This is a genomic window from uncultured Ruegeria sp. (assembly GCF_947497005.1).
Taxonomy (GTDB): domain Bacteria; phylum Pseudomonadota; class Alphaproteobacteria; order Rhodobacterales; family Rhodobacteraceae; genus Ruegeria.
Genome location: NZ_CANMFF010000006.1, coordinates 16,935 through 36,282, shown reverse-complemented (window position 1 = coordinate 36,282; position 19,348 = coordinate 16,935). Strand labels below are relative to the sequence as shown.

At 58.2% G+C, this 19,348-nt stretch carries 18 protein-coding genes; 17 read left to right on the top strand and 1 reads right to left on the bottom strand.

Features of this window, described 5'->3' with window-relative positions; translation table 11 throughout:
* Positions 1 to 2 precede the first annotated feature (2 nt).
* From Q0816_RS09925 to Q0816_RS09865, 13 genes are all read left to right on the top strand, one after another.
* On the top strand, positions 3 to 1,259 hold the full coding sequence (locus Q0816_RS09925) for a nitrous oxide reductase family maturation protein NosD (protein WP_298849988.1): 1,257 nt from the start codon (positions 3 to 5) through the stop codon (positions 1,257 to 1,259).
* Complete coding sequence (locus Q0816_RS09920; protein ID WP_298849986.1) at positions 1,249 to 2,142, top strand: ABC transporter ATP-binding protein; 894 nt, start codon at positions 1,249 to 1,251, stop codon at positions 2,140 to 2,142. The genes Q0816_RS09925 and Q0816_RS09920 overlap by 11 nt, the downstream gene beginning before the upstream one ends.
* The gene (locus Q0816_RS09915) at positions 2,139 to 2,960 is read left to right on the top strand and encodes an ABC transporter permease subunit (RefSeq protein WP_298849984.1); all 822 of its coding nucleotides are present in this window, start codon (positions 2,139 to 2,141) and stop codon (positions 2,958 to 2,960) included. The genes Q0816_RS09920 and Q0816_RS09915 overlap by 4 nt, the downstream gene beginning before the upstream one ends.
* Complete coding sequence (locus Q0816_RS09910; protein WP_298849982.1) at positions 2,957 to 3,472, top strand: nitrous oxide reductase accessory protein NosL; 516 nt, start codon at positions 2,957 to 2,959, stop codon at positions 3,470 to 3,472. The genes Q0816_RS09915 and Q0816_RS09910 overlap by 4 nt, the downstream gene beginning before the upstream one ends.
* Positions 3,469 to 4,365 carry an FAD:protein FMN transferase gene (locus tag Q0816_RS09905; protein WP_298849980.1) on the top strand — a complete coding sequence of 299 codons (897 nt, stop codon included), beginning with the start codon at positions 3,469 to 3,471 and terminating at the stop codon, positions 4,363 to 4,365. Before Q0816_RS09910 ends, Q0816_RS09905 begins: the two co-directional genes overlap by 4 nt.
* A gap of 131 nt (positions 4,366 to 4,496) precedes the next feature.
* Complete coding sequence (gene napF, locus Q0816_RS09900; RefSeq protein WP_298849979.1) at positions 4,497 to 5,012, top strand: ferredoxin-type protein NapF; 516 nt, start codon at positions 4,497 to 4,499, stop codon at positions 5,010 to 5,012.
* A complete protein-coding gene (locus tag Q0816_RS09895) occupies positions 5,009 to 5,302 on the top strand; it encodes a chaperone NapD (protein ID WP_298849978.1) in 294 nt (97 codons plus the stop codon). Before napF ends, Q0816_RS09895 begins: the two co-directional genes overlap by 4 nt.
* Positions 5,299 to 7,791, top strand: a complete 2,493-nt coding sequence (napA, locus tag Q0816_RS09890) for a nitrate reductase catalytic subunit NapA (protein ID WP_298849977.1) — start codon at positions 5,299 to 5,301, stop codon at positions 7,789 to 7,791. The genes Q0816_RS09895 and napA overlap by 4 nt, the downstream gene beginning before the upstream one ends.
* Positions 7,792 to 7,819: 28 nt before the next feature.
* Entirely contained in the window at positions 7,820 to 8,638 is an 819-nt protein-coding gene (gene napG, locus Q0816_RS09885) for a ferredoxin-type protein NapG (protein WP_298849976.1), read from the top strand.
* Complete coding sequence (gene napH, locus Q0816_RS09880; RefSeq protein ID WP_298849975.1) at positions 8,635 to 9,552, top strand: quinol dehydrogenase ferredoxin subunit NapH; 918 nt, start codon at positions 8,635 to 8,637, stop codon at positions 9,550 to 9,552. The genes napG and napH overlap by 4 nt, the downstream gene beginning before the upstream one ends.
* Before the next feature lie 12 nt (positions 9,553 to 9,564).
* Positions 9,565 to 10,002, top strand: a complete 438-nt coding sequence (locus Q0816_RS09875; protein WP_298849974.1) for a nitrate reductase cytochrome c-type subunit — start codon at positions 9,565 to 9,567, stop codon at positions 10,000 to 10,002.
* A gap of 29 nt (positions 10,003 to 10,031) precedes the next feature.
* Positions 10,032 to 10,724: a NapC/NirT family cytochrome c gene (locus Q0816_RS09870; protein WP_298849973.1), complete on the top strand. Its 693-nt coding sequence runs from the start codon at positions 10,032 to 10,034 to the stop codon at positions 10,722 to 10,724.
* Between the two features lie 13 nt (positions 10,725 to 10,737).
* A complete protein-coding gene (locus tag Q0816_RS09865; RefSeq protein WP_298849972.1) occupies positions 10,738 to 10,995 on the top strand; it encodes a hypothetical protein in 258 nt (85 codons plus the stop codon).
* Between the two features lie 69 nt (positions 10,996 to 11,064).
* Here the strand turns inward: Q0816_RS09865 and Q0816_RS09860 are convergent, their stop codons facing one another.
* The gene (locus Q0816_RS09860; RefSeq protein WP_298849970.1) at positions 11,065 to 11,847 is read right to left on the bottom strand and encodes a DeoR/GlpR family DNA-binding transcription regulator; all 783 of its coding nucleotides are present in this window, start codon (positions 11,845 to 11,847) and stop codon (positions 11,065 to 11,067) included.
* Positions 11,848 to 11,997: 150 nt separating this feature from the next.
* Here Q0816_RS09860 and Q0816_RS09855 point away from each other — a divergent pair, with 150 nt between their 5' ends.
* From Q0816_RS09855 to Q0816_RS09840, 4 genes are all read left to right on the top strand, one after another.
* Positions 11,998 to 14,421, top strand: coding sequence for an FAD-dependent oxidoreductase (locus Q0816_RS09855; RefSeq protein WP_298849968.1), 2,424 nt, complete (start codon positions 11,998 to 12,000; stop codon positions 14,419 to 14,421).
* 11 nt (positions 14,422 to 14,432) lie between these two features.
* The gene (locus Q0816_RS09850) at positions 14,433 to 15,365 is read left to right on the top strand and encodes a choline/ethanolamine kinase family protein (RefSeq protein ID WP_298849966.1); all 933 of its coding nucleotides are present in this window, start codon (positions 14,433 to 14,435) and stop codon (positions 15,363 to 15,365) included.
* A 3-nt stretch (positions 15,366 to 15,368) separates the two neighbouring features.
* Positions 15,369 to 15,602: a hypothetical protein gene (locus Q0816_RS09845; protein WP_298849965.1), complete on the top strand. Its 234-nt coding sequence runs from the start codon at positions 15,369 to 15,371 to the stop codon at positions 15,600 to 15,602.
* A gap of 545 nt (positions 15,603 to 16,147) precedes the next feature.
* Positions 16,148 to 19,348 (top strand): adenylate/guanylate cyclase domain-containing protein, encoded by a 3,201-nt coding sequence (locus tag Q0816_RS09840; protein WP_298849963.1) that lies wholly within the window; start codon positions 16,148 to 16,150, stop codon positions 19,346 to 19,348.

Below are 19,348 nucleotides of genomic sequence, written 5' to 3'. Positions count from 1 at the left end.
CCATGCGTTGGTCCCTGCTCATACCGCTCCTGCTCGGCTCGCCCCTTTGGGCGGCGGACTGGGATGTGCCCAACCGGGCGGGGGCCATCACCGAAATACTGGCGCAGGCGGCGGATGGAGACACCCTTCGCCTGAGCCCCGGCGTCTACACCGAAACGCTTGTACTGGACCGGCCCGTCACCATCGACGGGCTGGGACAGGCCACGATTGACGGCCAAAGCGCGGGCAGCGTCATCACCGTGACCGGGCCGGGCGTGACGGTGCGCGGGTTGACGGTGATCGGATCAGGTTCCAGCCATGACGGGATCGACAGCGGTATCCAGCTGACCAAAACGGCCACCGCGCCAGTGATCGAGGATAACGTGCTGCTGGGCAACCTCTATGGCATCGATATCCACGGGGCCAAGGACAGCATCGTGCGGCGCAACCGGATCGAAGGGCGGCAGGACCGCCACATGAACGCGCGCGGCAATGGTGTCTATGTCTGGAACGCGCCAGGTGCGGTGGTTGAAGGTAACGACATCCGCTACGGGCGCGACGGGATCTTTGTGAACTCGTCCAAGAAGAATACCTTCACTGGAAATCTGTTCCGCGATTTGCGATTTGCCGTGCATTACATGTATGCCGACGACTCGGTCGTCAGCGACAACGTCTCGATCGACAACGATCTGGGCTATGCGGTAATGTTCACGACCAATGTGACGGTGGCCAACAATGTCTCGATCGGCGACCGTGAACATGGCGTTATGCTGAACTACGCCAACAAGAGCACCATCACCGGGAATGTGGTGAAAGGCGCGAAAGAGAAATGCACCTTCCTCTATAATTCCAACAAGAACGAATTCACCGATAACTGGTTCCAGGGATGCGGCATCGGCATCCACTTTACCGCTGGCAGCGAACGCAACCGCATTGTCGGCAATGCCTTCATCGGCAACCGGACGCAGGTGAAATATGTCTCGACCAAATGGGTCGAGTGGTCTGAAGACGGGCGCGGCAATTACTGGTCCGACTTCGCCGCTTATGATGTGGATGGCAACGGCATCGCCGATGCCCCCTATCGCCCCAATGACTCGATGGACCATGTGCTGTGGACCCAACCCGCAGCCAAATTGCTGCTCGGCTCCCCTGCCGTGCAGCTGGTACGCTGGTCGCAATCGGCCTTCCCGGCGCTGTTGCCGGGCGGTGTTATGGACAGCAATCCACTGATGCAAGCCCCTGAACCCCCAGCTATGGAAAAGGTGCCTCATGACGGATAAGGCCCTGTCAATTGACCATGTTCTCAAGGACCGAGGGAAAACCCGCGTTCTTGACGATATCACCCTGTCCCTTGCCCCTGGCCAGCGCGTGGCGCTGCTGGGCCATAACGGCGCGGGCAAGTCGACCCTGATCAAAACCATCCTCGGCCTGACGTCGATCCACGGCGGAGCCATTCGGATCGGCGACGCAACCCCCGGCAGCGCACAGGCGCGGCGCGAAACGGCCTATCTGCCCGAGGCGGTGTCGTTTCATCCGGCGTTAACAGGGCGAGAACAGTTGACCCTTTTCGCCAAGTTGTCCGGCGCAAAGGCCGATGTGCCCGGCCTGTTGGAACGCGTTGGCCTCAGCGATGCTTTGGACCGCCGGATCGGCGCTTATTCCAAAGGGATGCGGCAACGTCTGGGTCTGGCGCAGGTTTTGCTGGGCCAGCCGAAAGTGGCGCTACTGGACGAGCCAACCTCGGGCCTGGACCCGATCTCGCGGCAGGATCTCTATGCCATCATTGACGAACTGGCCGGGCAAGGCACCGCCGTCCTGATCGCCAGCCACGCCCTGACCGAGGTCGAGGCCCGCACCGACCGCATCGCCATCATGCGCAAGGGCCGGATGGTTGCCGATGACACGCTGACCAACCTGTCAGCGCTGGCCGGGCTGCCGATCCGCCTGAAGGTGCGCGCCAGCGCCAATCCCGATGAGCTGGCCGCCGAACTGGGTGGCAACCGGATCAACGGGACATCCGTGGAGCTGCTCTGCACCCCTGAAGACAAGATGGAGGCCCTGCGCCGGGTTGCCGGATTAGGCGATGCCGTGGCGGATGTTGAAATGACACCGCCCAAGCTGGAAGACCTCTATCGCCATTACGCACAGGAGGATTTGCAATGACCCGCTTCCTCGCCATCACCCGCACCGAAATGCTGATCCTGCGCCGCAACCGCTGGCTGCTGGTCGCCACCTTGATCATGGTGCTGTTTGCTTTGGCGCTGACCTTTGCAGGCAGCGCTCCAACTGGTACGCTCGGTGTCGATATGTTGACCGTTTCGGTTGCATCAATGACCACGCTGTCGGTCTATCTTGCGCCGCTGCTGGCGCTGATGATCGCTTTCGACGCCATCGCAGGCGACGTAGACCGGGGCAGTCTGTCGCTGCTGCTGTCCTACCCGGCGGGACGCGGAGAAATCCTGTTGGGCAAGTTCACCGCCCATCTGGCGGCGCTGGCCTTCGCCATGACCATCGGTTTCGGCACTGCAGGCGCGGTGGCCGCCTTCTTTGGTGGTGCTGGGCCGGAAAGCTTGATGGCTCTGGTCCGCCTCATCCTCACCTCGATTCTGTTGGGCGCTGTGTTTCTGGCGCTGGGATACCTGCTGTCCGCTCTGGCGAGGGGCGCTACGGCGGCGGCAGGTCTGTCGGCCGGGCTTTGGCTGGTTTTTGTCGTCCTCTATGATCTGGGCCTGTTGGGGGCTGTCGTCATGGACAAGGGCGGCACCTTCACCCAATCCGTCTTTCCATGGGTGATGGTGGCCAACCCGGCCGACGCATTCCGTCTGTGGAACATCGCCGCCACCGAGGGCGTCGCGATGGCATCAGGCATGACCGGGGCTGCGCAGGCGCTGCCGGTCTGGGCCGCGCCTGCATCGCTGCTGATCTGGCCGGTAATTGGCTTTGCCCTTGCCCGGGCCGCTTTCCGGAGGGTCGAGCCATGAAACGCCTTGCCCTGATCGCATTGATCGCATTGGCGGCCTGTAAAGAAGAGTTCGCGGAGGCCCCTGACCCCATCGATCTGACCCCGGACGCGCTGAGCTTTTTCTGCCAGATGAACATAGCCGAACACGGCGGTCCCAAAGGCCAGATCCATCTGGAGGGGTATCCCGCACCGCTGTTCTTTGCGCAGGTGCGCGACATGGTGGCATACCTCAAAAGCCCGGAGCGCGATGCGGATATCACCGCCGTCTATGTCAGCGATATGGGTGTCGCGCCCAGCTGGCGACAGCCCGGTATCTCGAACTGGATCGCTGCTGATGGCGCGACCTTCGTGGTCGGCGCCGATGTGGCTGGCGGCATGGGTGCGCGCGAAGTGGTGCCATTTTCTGATCCAGCCGATGCTCAGGCATTTGTTGATACCTATGGCGGGACCACAATGCGCTTGCCCGACATTCCCGATACCGAAGTGCTTGGCCCTATCGATCTTGATCTGATGTTGGAGACCCCCGTATGACCGCCCTGTCGCGCCGCCGTTTCCTGATCATCTCGGCCGCTTGTGCTGCGGCCACACCGGCTGCAGCCTCTGACGCGCGCTGGCAGGGGACTGCGCTGGGCGCTGCTGCAAGTCTGCGGCTGGTTGGGCTTACGGACGCTGAAGCCGCCCCCATCATCGGAGCCGTGGAGACAGAGGTTTCCAGGCTGGAGGACATCTTCAGCTTGTATCGCCCTAAGTCGCAGCTCACCCGTTTGAATCGCGACGGTGTTCTGACAGCGCCGGCCCCTGAATTGTTGAACGTGTTGAGCCTGTGCTCCGCATTGCATCAGGCCTCAGACGGTGCATTTGATCCGAGCATTCAGCCCCTGTGGCACGCATTGGCCACGGGAACCCGTCCTGAGGATTTGATTGAGGTTTACCGGGTAATCGGTTGGGAGCAGGTGTTTTTCAACGCTTCGACCGTACGCCTGCCGGTTCCCGGTCAGTCAGCCTTGACGCTGAACGGCATCGCGCAGGGCGCGATCACGGATCGGATCGCCGCATTGCTGCGCGGCTTCGGTTTGCGCGACATTCTGGTTGATATGGGAGAAGTTGCCGCATTGGGCGCTCGGGGCGATGGCTCGTCTTGGAAGGTTGGGCTGGCAGTACCGGATCAGACGGTTCTGAAGCGAATTGAATTGCGTGATCGTGCGGTCGCGACATCGTCTTCCCTGGGCAGTCAACTGAGCCAGGGCTTCGGTCACATCATTACTCCGGATGGGCCGGCAACCCGTGACAGAACGGTTTCGGTTTCTGCCCCGGAAGCTGCAATTGCGGATGGATTGTCCACTGCACTTTGTGCGGCATCTGCCGACAAGGCGGGAGAGATCGCAGGACGTTTTCCCGAAGCCCGTGTCGAAATGAACGTGTGACCCAGGATTGCAATCCTCGAAACGAACAAAATAAATTTGCAACAAATATGATATAGGTCAATTCGTGCGCGGTTTCAGATCGCTAGGAAGTAAGGACGCGAACCTATCTATCCACATTCGAGTCGACAGCTATGAGCCAGATGACGAGCAGACGCGCTTTTCTAAGCGCGCATATCCTGCGGGAGGACCGCAATGCGATTCGTCCGCCTGGGGCAGTTGCATCTGGCTTCAGCGATCTGTGCACACATTGCGAAGATTGCGCCGGAGCCTGCCCAGAAGACATCATCACATTCGACGACAGCGGTTTTCCCGTTCTGGACCTGTCCGCCGGTGGCTGCACAATGTGTGGTGACTGCGCTGAAGTGTGCCCAACCCCCGCATTGTTGCCTGAGCGTGTGGCCGAGTGGCCATGGCGCGCACAGATCGACGCCGCAAGTTGCCTGTCGATGAACGGGGTGAGCTGCCGCCTGTGTCAGGATAATTGCGAGCAGGATGCCATCCGCTTTCGCCTGCAACTGGGCGGACGCGCTGAACCGGCGCTTGAAACTGAAACCTGCATCGGATGCGGCAGTTGTTCCGCCGCCTGCCCCGCCGGGGCTATTGCGATGCACCGCCCCGCCCCACAACACCCGGAGGTGACCAAATGAATATCTGTGGCTGTCTAGTCCACATCGCCCCCGATCACACCGACGCCGCACGCGCGGTGATGACCGGCACCCAAGGCGTCGAGCTTCATGCCGAAGCCGAAGATGGCCGGTTTGTGGTGGTTGTCGAGGATACGGCCGACCGGCTGGCCTCGGACACTATCATGGATCTGCACCAGATCCCCGGCGTGATCTCTCTGGCGCTGACTTATCACCATTTCGAAGATCTCGCGGAGACAGCTCCGCGCCCTGACGCTCCAAGCCAACCGTCCAGCAGGAGGCCCATGCAATGACCATCTCTGAATCCCGTCGTACGTTCCTTAAAGCGTCTGCAGCTGCGGCCACTGCCTCGGCTGCAGGCATTCCCATGGCCACAGGTCAGGCCAACGCTCAGGCCGCTGCGCCTGATATTCGCTGGGACAAAGCCGCCTGCCGGTTCTGCGGTACAGGCTGTTCCGTTCTGGTCGGCACAAAAGATGGCCGCGTTGTGGCCACGCAGGGCGATCCTGACGCGCCGGTGAACCGCGGACTGAACTGCATCAAAGGCTATTTCCTGTCCAAGATCATGTACGGCAAGGACCGCCTGACCACGCCTCTGCTGCGCAAGACCAATGGCGAGTACGACAAGAATGGCGAATTCGAGCCGGTCAGCTGGGATGAAGCCTTTGACGTGATGGCCGCCAAGTGGAAAGAAGCCCTGGCCAAGAAAGGCCCGACCAGTGTGGGCATGTTCGGTTCGGGCCAGTGGACAGTCTGGGAAGGCTATGCCGCTGCCAAGATGATGAAGGCAGGCTTCCGCTCCAACAACATCGACCCCAACGCGCGGCACTGCATGGCCTCGGCGGTTGTTGGCTTTATGCGCTCTTTCGGTATTGATGAGCCGATGGGCTGCTATGACGACTTCGAGCACGCAGATACCTTCGTGCTTTGGGGGTCGAACATGGCCGAGATGCACCCCATCCTGTGGTCGCGCCTGACCGACACCCGCCTGACCAAGCCAGGCTCTGAGGTGCATGTTCTGTCAACCTATGAGCACCGCTCGTTCGAGCTGGCCGACAATGGCATGGTCTTTGCGCCGCAGACCGATCTGGCGATCCTGAACTATATCGCCAACTACATCATCCAGAATGGCGCGGTGAACGAAGAGTTCGTCAACAAGCACGTCAACATCACCAAAACTGCAACCGACATCGGCTATGGTCTGCGGGACAACAACCCACTGCAACAAGAGGCTGAAAACCCGAACTCGGGCAAGATGGAACCGATCAGCTTCGAAGAATATGCCGAGGCCGTTTCGGAATACACGCTGGAATACACTTCCGAACTGTCCGGTGTTCCGGCTGACAAGCTGGAACGTCTGGCTCAGCAATATGCCGATCCCAACCGTAAGGTTATGAGCCTGTGGACCATGGGCTTCAACCAGCACACCCGCGGCTCGTGGGTGAACTCGCTGATGTACAACGTGCACCTGCTGGTAGGCAAAATTTCGGAACCCGGCAATTCGCCCTTCTCGCTGACCGGTCAGCCATCGGCCTGTGGTACCGCGCGCGAGGTTGGCACCTTTGCCCACCGTCTGCCTGCGGACATGGTGGTGATGAACGACAAGCACCGCGAGATTTGTGAAACAGCCTGGAACGTGCCTGCCGGCACTATTCCGGCCAAGCCCGGCTTCCACGCCGTGCTGCAGCACCGCAAGCTGAAGGATGGCGATCTGAACGCCTATTGGGTTCAGTGCACCAACAACATGCAGGCCGCGCCGAACATCAACGAAGAAGGGTATCCCGGTTATCGCAACCCAGAAAATTTCATCACTGTTTCGGACCCCTATCCAACAGTAACCGCCGTTTCCGCTGACCTGATCCTTCCCACCGCCATGTGGGTCGAAAAGGAAGGCGCCTATGGCAACGCCGAGCGCCGCACCCAGTTCTGGCGCCAGCAGGTGAAAGCCCCAGGCGAGGCGAAATCGGACGTCTGGCAGGTGATGGAATTCTCGAAACGCTTCACAGTTGAAGAAGTCTGGGGCGAAGAGTTGCTGGCCACCATGCCGGAACACCGTGGCAAGACCATGTATGACGTTCTGTTCACCAACGGCAGCATTGATAAATTCCCGCTGTCAGAAACCGCCGAAGGCTTTGACAACGACGAATCCGAGCATTTCGGATACTACGTGCAGAAGGGCCTGTTCGAGGAATATGCCGACTTCGGACGCGGCCACGCGCACGATCTGGCGCCGTTTGAAACCTATCATCAGGCCCGTGGCCTGCGCTGGCCGGTCGTCGACGGCAAGGAAACGCTCTATCGATTCCGAGAAGGCTATGACCCTTATGTATCGGAGGGTGCTGGTGTTGAGTTCTATGGCCACAAAGATGGTAAAGCCAAGATTATCTTCGCGCCATATGAACCTGCCCCAGAAGAGCCGGATGCGGAATTCGATCTGTGGCTGTGCACCGGTCGCGTGCTCGAGCATTGGCATTCAGGTTCGATGACTCGCCGAGTACCAGAGCTGCACCGCGCCTATCCCGCTGCCGTGGTTTATATGCACCCGCAGGACGCCAAGGATCGCGGTTTGCGCCGAGGACAAGAGATTGTTATGTCCACCCGTCGCGGCGAAGTCACCAGCCGGGTTGAAACCCGAGGTCGGAACAAGGTGCCACGCGGTTTGGTCTTCATGCCGTGGTTCGATGAGCACCAGCTGACCAACAAGCTGACGCTGGACGCAACCTGCCCGCTGTCGAAAGAGACCGACTTCAAGAAGTGCGCCTGCAAGGTCGAGCGCGCGTAACCAGCAAAGATCGTACGGGTCGTTTCCCATGTCTCTTGCCGATAAACCCCTCTCACCGCAGCGGCGCCGGTTCCTGCAGGACTCGGCGCGGGCGGCAGGCGGCTGCGTGGTCGCCGGGACAGTGCTGGCCTATCTGGCCCGCGACGCCCGGGCCCTGCCCGCCGAGGCCTTGCGCCCTCCCGGCGCATTGCCAGAGAAGGAGTTCCTGTCGGCCTGCATTCGTTGCGGTTTGTGCGTGCGGGACTGCCCTTACGATACCCTGAAACTGGCCGAGCTTGGTTCGGATGGGGTGGCGACGGGAACACCGTTTTTCACCGCCCGGGACATTCCCTGCGAAATGTGCGACGACATTCCGTGTGTCGCCGCATGTCCGACCGGGGCATTGGACCCTGGCCTGGACAATATCGACGATGCGGAGATGGGCGTTGCTGTGCTTGTCGATCAGGAAAACTGTCTGAATTTCCTCGGCCTGCGTTGCGACGTCTGTTATCGCGTTTGCCCCGTCATTGACGAGGCGATCACATTAGAAACCGCGCATAACACCCGGTCGGGTCATCATGCGTTGTTCATTCCGACAGTACATGCCGACCGCTGTACCGGTTGTGGCATGTGTGAAAAAAGCTGTGTTCTACCCGAGGCCGCCATCAAGGTTTTGCCTACCCGGCTGGCGCGTGGCAGTTCGGCAGAGCATTACCGTAGAGGCTGGGAAGAAAAGGCTGCCAAGGGTGCACCGGTGGTCGAGGGGATCATCGATCTGCCCGATCGTTTGCCCGGACCGGGTACCGACAATCTTGTCACTCCCGGTGGCTTTGCCCCGGGATATGATCTGCCGGGGGCCGGACAATGAGCGCCCGCACACACATGCCCATAGGCCAGGAGGCCGTTGACAGTAAAGGCTGGGTTGGCGCGCATCGTTATCTGCTGATGCGCCGCGCAAGTCAGGTGTTCTTTCTGGCTCTGTTTCTACTGGGCCCGTGGTTCGGCATCTGGATTGTTGAAGGCACTCTGGCCGGGTCACTGACGCTGGGTGTGTTGCCTTTAACCGATCCGTTCATCCTGTTACAAAGCTTCGTCGCGGGTCATTGGCCCGAGATGACGGCGCTGATCGGCGGACTAATCGTTCTGGTGACCTATGCGCTGATTGGCGGTCGGGTCTATTGTTCCTGGGTTTGTCCCATCAATCCGGTGACGGATGCGGCCAACTGGGTGCACCGCAAGCTGGACCTGCCGAAAGGCTGGCAACCCAAACGCGGCACCCGCCTGTGGATCCTCGCAGCCATCCTGCTTGTTTCGGGGCTGAGCGGCGTGATCGCGTGGGAACTGATCAACCCGATCACCATGCTGCATCGCGGGCTTGTTTTCGGTATGGGCTTTGTCTGGGCTATGATCGCGTCCATCTTCGTCTTTGACGTTGTCGTCTCGCGCCACGGATGGTGCGGACATCTGTGCCCCGTTGGAGCGTTTTATGGCCTGATCGGGTCAAAAAGCCTGCTGCGAGTCAGCGCCACAAATCGCGCGGCCTGTGACGATTGCATGGATTGCTATGCGGTCTGCCCGGAAAATCAAGTGATCTCACCCGCGCTGAAAGGCAAGCCGGGGACCACACCACTGATTCTGTCACCCGACTGCACCAATTGCGGACGCTGCATCGATGTCTGCGCGGTCGACGTTTTTAACTTTACTCACCGGTTCGACGACCATGTCGTCCAACCTTCCGATCCAGTTGCCGCGCCTGAGCCGCGCGCCGCCAGACCTATCTAGGGGAGTGCCAAGATGAAAAGAACAATCGTTACAGGCGGAATTGCCCTTCTACCCGTATTGTTGCTGAGCGGATGGGCCCTTGCGCAATCCGCTCAGGTTGAATCCCTGCGCGGGGCCGAAGTTGATGAACCTGTGCCGCTGGATCAAATCCACCGCAACGTCGAAGGACGGCAGCAGCGAAATTATCGCCAACAGCCGCCGTTGATCCCGCATTCTGTGGAACAATACCAGATCGACATTCGCACCAACCAATGCCTGTCCTGCCATGACTGGACAAAGGCGGGTGAGCGCAACGCGCCGACCCTGTCGATGACCCACTATCTGGATCGCGATGGCAACGAGTTGGATCAAATTGCCGGAACCCGGTATTTCTGCAACCAGTGCCACGTTCCGCAGGCTGACGCGCCGCCGCTGGTTGACAACGTGTTCCAACCCTCCGCCGGCAACTGATCCAACGCAAGATTGAAAGGAGCACCCATATGGCAGACTCCCCTGAAAAACGCGGCTTGCTTGGTCGTCTCTGGAACGCGATCTGGACACCGGCAGTGATGTTCAGTTCGGGCTTTCTGATCCTCGCCGGCTTTCTCGCCGGTATCCTGTTCTGGGGTGGATTTCACTGGACCCTGGAACTGACCAACACTGAAGAGTTTTGCGTGTCGTGCCACACGATGGAAACGAACCTGGGCGAATATCGTGAGACGATCCACTACAACAACCGTTCGGGCTCGCGCGCAATCTGTTCCGATTGCCACGTTCCGGACGAGTGGAATCATAAGATCAAGGCCAAAATCATGGCCGTGAAAGATGTCTATCACGAGCTTGCCGGAACCATCAGCACACCTGAGAAATACGAGGATCACCGTCTGGCGATGGCTTCTGCTGTGTGGAAGAAAATGAAAGCGTCCGACAGTCGGGAGTGCCGCAACTGTCACAACTTTGACTATATGGATTTCACCGTTCAGGAGACCCGCGCCGCGTCGGAACATCAGCGCGCCATCGATAGTGGTATGACATGCATTGATTGCCATCAGGGCATCGCGCACAGTCTGCCGCCCAATTATCTGGAAGAGTACCAGAAGGTAAGCGAGGCCATTGAAGGTGAGGTTCTGCAGGAACACGCAGCCGCCACTGGTGACGACATCCGCGATTTCCTGAACAACAGCTCGAAATGATGTGGGGGCGGAGATGTTAGAGATACTTGGAACCATTGGCGGCAACATCCTGAGCCTGCCTGGCATACTTGGTTTAGCGCTTGGCATGATGACTCGCAAGCTGTGGCTGGGTGCGGCACTGGGCGGCGCAGTGGGGGTTTTTGAACCGCTGGTTTTCGCAGGCTTCCGGTTTGCACATGTGGAGCCGCTGGACCTGATCATCGCCGTTGTAGTCGGCGTTTGCGCAGGCAGTTTGGGCACCGCCATTCGCATCAAAGGCGCGACAGCCTGAAAGACAGCCGGTTTCACTGTTTAGGTGGAACCGGATTGTCCCGCCGGGCCGGACAGAATTGTCAAAAATCTACTGATTCTCTGCTTGTGTTCTCGGGTCCGCGATCACCAGTTCCGCGTCTCCGGGCAACGAACGGAACGATGCGGGTAGCTTGCGGTCAGTGATGAGGACGTCATCCTCAGTCAATGCGGGCAGCCGCAAAGCAGGGCTTGTCTGGGCGTCGTTGAATTTTGTTGAATCAACGGCCATGAAGGTTTGGTCAGCGATATCAGTCATCGCACGGGCCATGTCGGCCTCGCATTGATCATAAACCATGAAGCCCTTGGTGGGATGCGCCAGAGATGCCGACAATATGGCCGTCCGGGCCGAAAACCCCGCAATGACATCATAGGCGGCTCGGTCAAAGGCGGCTCCATCGTGGTTGCGCAATTGCGTTCCCGCCATGAAGACCCTGTTGCCGTCTTCCATCGATAACGTGGCGGCGATGAAGGCCGAGTTGGTGACCACTGTGAGGTTTCTGCGCGCCCGAAGGGCCTGAGCAATGAAACCTGAGGTCGAACCAGTGTCGATGGCAATAGCCGACCCATCAGGTATCCGCCCGGCAACGGCATCGGCGATTGCTACCTTTGCTGCACGGTTCTGCGCCATGCGGGCCAGAAACGGCGGATCCAGAACGTTCTGCGTGCTGACCAGTGCACCGTGCACCTTGGACAAGCTTCCTTTTGCAACCATCGGTTTCACGATGCGTCGTACGGTCTGGTCCGAAACCCGCAGGATTCGTGCTAGCTCCATGACCGAAATCCGCCCGTGCAGATTTACCGTGTTGAGTATGTCTTGCTCGTATTTCGACATAAAACGCCGCGATATTTGTTGATTTCCTTAGGGTAAGGGTAAGTTTGGCGCCATACAAGCGACAAAAAACAACAAACATGAAAAAAATATGTTGATTATTGGCGTTTTGAGGGATTTGATGAATCCATAGCATTCGCAGTGGATAGGCGCATGACAACGCATTCGGCCAGACATCTTATTATTGGCGGCGGCATCATTGGATGTTCCATCGCTTATCACCTTGCACGATCGGGCGAGACGGATGTGGTTCTTCTGGAAAAGGCGTCTCTGACCGAAGGGGCCACCTGGCATGCGGCTGGGTTGGTCGGGCAGTTGCGGTCTTCACGAAATACAACACGGATGCTGAAACGTTCGGTGGCGCTGTATGATCGGCTGGCCGAAGAAACTGGGCTGGAGTTCGACTGGAAAAAGGTCGGCAGCCTGCGCCTTGCGGCAACCAAAGAGCGGCTTCTGGAGGCCAGGCGCCTGGCAACAATGGCGCGCAGCTTTGATCTGGAGATGGAGGTGGTTTCCGCGACCGAGGCCAAGGCATTGTTTCCCTTTATCGACGCGGACGGGTTGGAGGGCGCGGCCTTTATTCCTTCGGACGGCCATGTCGATCCTGCGGGCCTGTGTCAGGCAATCGCTTCGGGTGCCCGGATGCATGGCGCGCAAATCCGCCAATCTGTGCAGGTCACGGATTTCGAAATTCATAACAACCGCATCACCAAAGTGATGACCTCGGGCGGGGACTACGAAGCAGACACCGTGGTCGTGGCCGCAGGGATGTGGAGCCGCGAGTTGGCTGAGAAGCTGGGAGTCGTTGTCCCGGCCTGTGCCGTCGAGCATCAGTATATCGTCACCGAACCCCTGCCCGACCCCAAACTTGTTAAAGGCCTGCCAACCCTGCGCGACCCCGAGCGGCTGGTGTATTATAAACCTGACGCGGGCGGACGGCTTGTGATCGGGGGATATGAGGACAACACGTTGCCGTTTGGCGACAGGGGTATTCCAGGCGAGTTCGTTCGACAGTTGTTGCCCGACAATCTGGACCGATTTGCCCCGCTTGCGGAACTGGCGGGTCAGGTAACCCCGGTCGTCAACACGGTTGGCATCCGGCAGGTCATCAACGGCCCTATCCCCTATTCCGCCGATGGCGATTTTGTCATGGGTTGGGCGCCAGAGTTGCGAAACCTGATGCTGGCGACAGGGTTCCTGTATGGCATCGCCGCAGGTGGTGGTGCGGGGGAGATGATCGCAGAGTGGATTGTCGATGGCCGTCCGAGCCTTGATCTCTGGCCGCTGGATGTGCGCCGGTTCAGCCCGCACCACGCCACGCGCGCTTTCATGTACCCCCGTGCGGTCGAGCATTATGCGCATCACTACAAGATGCGCTATCCGGGCCAGGAGGCGGAAACGGCCAGAAACCTGCGCCTGTCGCCGCTGCATGACCGGCTGAAGCAGCACGGTGCGGTTTTCGGATCAAAGAACGGCTGGGAAAGGCCGCTTTGGTTTGCTCCGGCAGGCGTGGATCCGGTGGATCAGCTGGATTTTTTGGCCCCGGGTTGGAAAACTTTTGCCGAACAGGAACATAACGCCGCACGCGAGGGTGTTGTTGTGATCGATCAGAGCAGTTTTTCCAAGTTCGAACTGATCGGCCCCGGTGCGCTGGAGGCGCTTCAAAACCTTGCCGTTTCAAACATGGATAGGCCGGATGGCTCGGTGATTTACACGCAATTGTGCAATGATCGCGGTGGTGTTGAGGCTGATATCACCGTCACCCGGTTGGCACGTGACCACTTCTATATCGTGACCGGGTCTGGATTTGGTGTGCATGACGCGGATTGGATTCGTCGTCACCTTCCCGGAGATTGGTCGGCGCAACTGATCGACATGACGTCAGCAAGGGCCGTGATCAATATCTGCGGCCCAAAAACGCGGGATGTGCTGCAGGCGGTTGCAGAAGAGGATACTTCAAACTCGGCGTTTCCCTTTGCAACTGCCCGAGAGATCACACTGGGGGCAGCAAAGGTCCGTGCGATCCGCATAGGTTACGTGGGAGAACTAGGGTGGGAGTTGCACATTCCAACCGAGTTTGCCCTGCACGTCTATGACCTGCTGTGGCAAGCCGGTCAGAGCCATGGCATCCGTGATATCGGGTACCGTACGATCGAGTCCTTGCGACTGGAAAAAGGATATCTTTACTGGAGTGCCGACATTACCCCCGACTATTCGCCCATCGAAGCGGGCCTTGGGTCGCGGGTGCATCTGAAATCCAAACAGGACTTCATCGGACGACCGGTGTTAGACGCGCAGAAAGCAACCGGGCCCGATCGGCATCTCTGTACATTCATAACGAATGAGCGGCTGCCGATCACCGGAGGGGAGACCATACTGCGTTCCGGCAAAACGGTCTCGCTGGCGTGTAGTGGTGGCTATGGGTTTACCGTCGGCAAGACCATCCTCTACGGTTATCTTCCCGTGAAACTGGCAGAAGAATCTGAGTTTGAAGTGGAGCTGTTCGGGGAACGCCACGCCATCCGTCGGGTGGATGGACCGCTCTATGACCCCGCAAATGACCGATTGAAAGCCTGAGGGAGGGATTGATGCAGAACGAGCCAAAAAATGAGGTTATTCAGGCCCTTCGCAATGTGACGGGGTTCGAAACCGTCGCTGAGGTCGACATTCGCACTCAGCGGCTGGGCGGGTTGACCAATTTGGTCTACCGCGTCGAAGGCGGGCCAAGGACGGTGATTGTGCGCATCCCGGGCGAAGGGACCGAAACCTATATCGACCGCGCGGTTGAAATTCACAACGCACGGGTGGCGGCGAAAACCGGGGTCGGACCCGAAGTTTTATGGGCAGATGCGTCATCAGGTGTGATGATCAGCGATTGCGTTCCTGACATCGTCACCATGACACCCGAGATGTTTGCGACGCGTCCGGGATCTGCTGCCCGGGCAGGCCGGGCCCTGAAGCAGCTTCACGAGGCCCCGGAGCCGTTCGAGTTCCGGTTCGAGTTGTTTTCGATGATCAGTGAATACAGGAACGTGCTTGCGGAAAAAAACGCAACCCTGCCTGAAGGTTACGCGGATGTTGTGGCTGAAGCGGCCCCGATCCGGGGACTGCTGCGAGACAAACCCGGGACACTGGCCCCCAGCCATTGCGATCCTTTGTGTGAGAATTTTCTGGATGACGGGCAGCGCATGTGGATCGTCGATTATGAATATTCAGGCATGAATGATGCGCTTTGGGATCTGGGTGACCTTTCAGTCGAAGCCGGGCTGACCGAAGAACAGGAACTTGAGATGCTGACGGCCTATTTCGGTGGCCCGCCGAGTGAAGCGCAGATCGGGCGTATGGTGATCTATAAAGCCATGTGCGATCTGCTCTGGACGCTATGGGGGCTGATCCAACACGCGGATGAAAACCCAGCCGAGGACTTCTGGGCCTATGCCACCAACCGGTTCGAGCGGTGCAAGACTCTGATGCTGGCCCCGTCCTTTGCGGTGCATTTGAGCGCTGTAGCACGGGAATAGAAATTGGGCACTGCCACCGAAAATCGCAAAGCCGGTGGCGAGTTCATGGCGTGCCGAAAGTCTTCCAAAAGTGCGTTCATATCGAACGGACAGCGTGATGGTCGGTTGATCGCCGTTCTGGATGTCGTCCACCGCCAACAAGGCGACCCGGATTTAGTAAGAGGAAATGCCGGTCCGGAAACGGGATATGTTCTTGATCGTCTTCCTGATCGACCTGATCGTGACAGGTCTCGTTGAACAAAAATTCGGTCTGCTCATTCGGTTGCCATACCAGACATCGAGGATGTTGGCGCGGATTCAGAGAGTATGATGCCAGTCCGGTCCGGATCGCAATCTACAAACCGACGGGAATCTGCTGGCACCCGTGATTCCCGGCGTACAGGCATCAGTTCGGCTATGTCTTTGGGCGGAGGTTGGGAAGATCGGCGAAAAAAGCCCGCTACGAAGGATTCCGCGGGTTTTCCATGTCCGACGCAGCGTTGTCCTAAATCCTCTTGCCCTTACGTCACATCAGGCATAGAGCGCTCGGCTTGGCGTTTCGCTTGCTCAGAAACCTTGCGGGAAAAATCAAATTGAAACTGGAACCCAATGATTTGGCAGGAAAAATACGTGACGGCGTGACAATTCTGACATATATTTGCCAATCAATGTAACAAGTTAACAATGCTGCCCATACCTTGGTATGGATTCAGCACAAAATCCTCTCTACTTTTGGCATAAACCTATACAATATGTAATGAGGGGAAAAACAGGGGGACAGATATGGGCGGAGTCGCAGAACAATGACGCGAGTCCTTGAGGCATCACCACGCATTTCAAAAGTCCTTCATCTGGCAGATCTGAAAGACCATGCCACTTTGTTTCAAAGAGAAGGTGTGGACGACAACATTCTGGACGAGTTGACGGACCCGGAACTGCGTGATCTGGGTTTGACGGTTGGCGAAAGAAAACGGTTTCGGAAGGCGCAGGCCAAGCTGAAATCACGGGAAGCCTCGTCGCAGTACGAAGTCCAGTCGAAGGCTGAACGTCGGCAACTTACCCTGGTTTTCTGCGATCTTGTGGGGTCAACACGGCTGGCGCAGCGGTATGATCCGGAAGATCTTATGCAGATCATGAATCTGTATCTGGATACGGCGATCGGCACCCTGCAACAACACGGCTGCCATCTGGCCTATCGGCAGGGCGACGGTATCATGATGTATTTCGGGTATCCGAAGGCCATGGAAGATGATGCCGAACGCGCCGTGCGGGCCGTATTGGAAACCATTGAGGCCGTGCAGAACCTTGAAAACGAGTTCGGAGAGAAGCTCGACCTGAGGGCGGGTATTGCGACCGGCATGGTCGTTGTGGGCGTGGTGTCTTCGAAAAGCCTTGGGTCCCAGGATTTCCTGGTGGGGGAAACGGCGAACCTTGCGTCTCGTCTTCAGGGGCTGGCTGAACCGGGCGAGGTGGTCGTTTCTTCAGAGACCTGGCAGCTGACCCAGGGCACCTTTGAATTCGAACCCCGTGGCAGCCACGAGCTGAAGGGCTTTGACAATCAGCGTACCGTGTACCGTGTAGTGTCCGAAATTATGTCCACCAGTCGGTTCGACGCCCGTGTGGGGCAATCTGCCGTCGACCTTGTCGCCCGTCATGACGATCTTTCAACCCTGACCCAGCTTTGGGATGAAGCACAAGAAGGGTCAGGCAGGCTGGCGCTTGTCGGGGGTGCGGCAGGTATCGGCAAGTCTAGGCTGATAAAATCGCTGTCTGAATCGATTGGGGTCAAACCCTTTACGTTGCAATGTATCCCGCACCTGACCAGTCTTCCTCTGCACCCGGTTGTAGGTGAGTTGAGACGCGTTTCAGGTGATAAATCAGACAACAGCATCAAGGCTGCAATTTCCGACTTTGTGCAAACGGCGTCTCGCCTGAGTGAAGCAGACTTGCCTGTTCTTCTAGATCTGGCTGGCGTGGACTCTGGCGCGCCAGCAGAGCCGGATCCACTGAAAAAAGCTCGCAAATCCCTGGATGTGTTGCTGCGCAGCCTCGGAAGCCTGTGTGACAGGCGCGGCACGTTGTTGTTGGTGGTCGAAGACGTTCATTGGGCAGATGCGACGACATTGGACGTCTTGGAAGCTCTGGCGTCATCTTTGAGCAATTTCCCGATACTCGTGGTTCTGTCGCATCGACCTGAATATGAGCCACCAGAACATTATGAGAGTCGAGCGGCGAGCATTGATCTGTCTCCGCTTGGCAGTTCTGAAGCATCTGAACTGGTCCGGCGTGTGGCCGAGCCGTATAGCTTGCCTGTCATCCTGATCAGGCAGATCATCGAGAAGGCGGATGGCGTGCCGCTTTATATCGAAGAAATGACCAAGGCGGTTTTGGACCAGCTGCCCCAAGACGCCCCGATCAATGCCGAGGTTCTGGATGCGTTGAGTGTACCGGCGACCCTTCAGGACTCGTTGATGTCGCGTCTTGACCGGATGGAAAACGCCAAGCCAATTGCCCAGCTCGGATCGGTTATCGGACGCAGCTTTACCTCTCAGATGATCCACGCGGTCGCGCATGAAGAAATGGATGTAGAAAGCGCCCTTATGCAGCTTATGGCCGCGGGCGTTGTGTTGATTACCAGCGATTCAGGATCAGCAACCTATACGTTCAACCACGCACTGGTTCAGGATACGGCCTACAATTCTTTGCTGCGGGAAGACCGGCAGAAGGTGCATCTGAAAATTGCCAGAGCCTTGCTGTCGGGCCACAACGCTTTTGGAAGCCCGGCCCCTGATACCGTTGCGCATCACTGCGATCTTGGCGGGTTGAAAGATGAGGCCGTGGCCAATTGGGTCACCGCCGGTGAGCTGGCTTTATCCCGGTTGGCGAACCTGCCCGCGATTTCCGCCTTCCGAGCCGCCCTTCGCAATATCGGAACAATGAAGGACAACGTGGAGCGCGACGGTTTCGAGCTTCGGGTGCAGATGAATATTCTGCCTGCTTACATGGCGATCTACGGCTGGTCGGCCGATCAGGTCGGAGAAACTGCTGCCCGGGCGATGGAACTGGCCCAGGCTTTGGGCGACGGCGAGACACTTTTCGCAGCAACTTTCTGCCGCTGGACCAACTTTTTTGTTGGCGGTCAGATGAACCGGGCGATGGAAATGGGGCATGCACTGGACATGATGGCTGGCATGTCCGAAGACCCTGTCGCCAATGTTCTTGCGGCGCGCGCCCTGAGCTTTAACCATTATTTCCGCGGCGAGTTTTCGGAATGCGAGCAACAGCTGGAACGTGCATTCGCTCTGATCACGCCGGAACTGGACATGGCTATGATGCCCATGACCCAATCTTCCACAATCGCATCGTTGCTGGCGATTCAGGGTTGCCTGCTGTGGCAGCAAGGGAAATTCGAAAAAGCCGAGGCCGCGCGTCTGGAAGCCATTGAGGTTAGCAGGGCGCTGAACCATGCACCCAACCTTGTCTATATCATGGGGGCGTGCAGCATGTTCCTGCCTTACGCAGGCGAATGGGACCGCCTTGACGTGACGATGAAGGAAGCCCGGAAAATCGCAGATGAGGAAGGGTTCCTTTACCTTCATGCCATGCAAGACATCTATATGGGTCTTGCGCAGGCTGGGAAAGGCAATATCGCAGGTGTCCCGGAGCGCGTCGAGGCGTGCATGAACCTGATTTCGAAATCTGGTGGAAACTTTACTTTTCCGCAGAATCAGATTGTTCTGTCTGAATTGATGATTGATCACGGCGACATTGATCAGGCTTTGGCCCGGCTGGAAACCGTCTGCATTCCCGGCTGGGAACGAGGCGAGATGCTCAACAAGCCTGAATATCACCGTGTGCGGGCAAAGGTACTTGCCGCAAGGGGGGATTTGGGCGCTGCGATTACCGAAGCGGAACAAGCACTTGCGCTTGCCAATAGTAGTGGCGCAATTGTTCAGGAACAGCGTGCCGGCGAACTGCTAGCCAGATTGAACGAAACAAGTTGA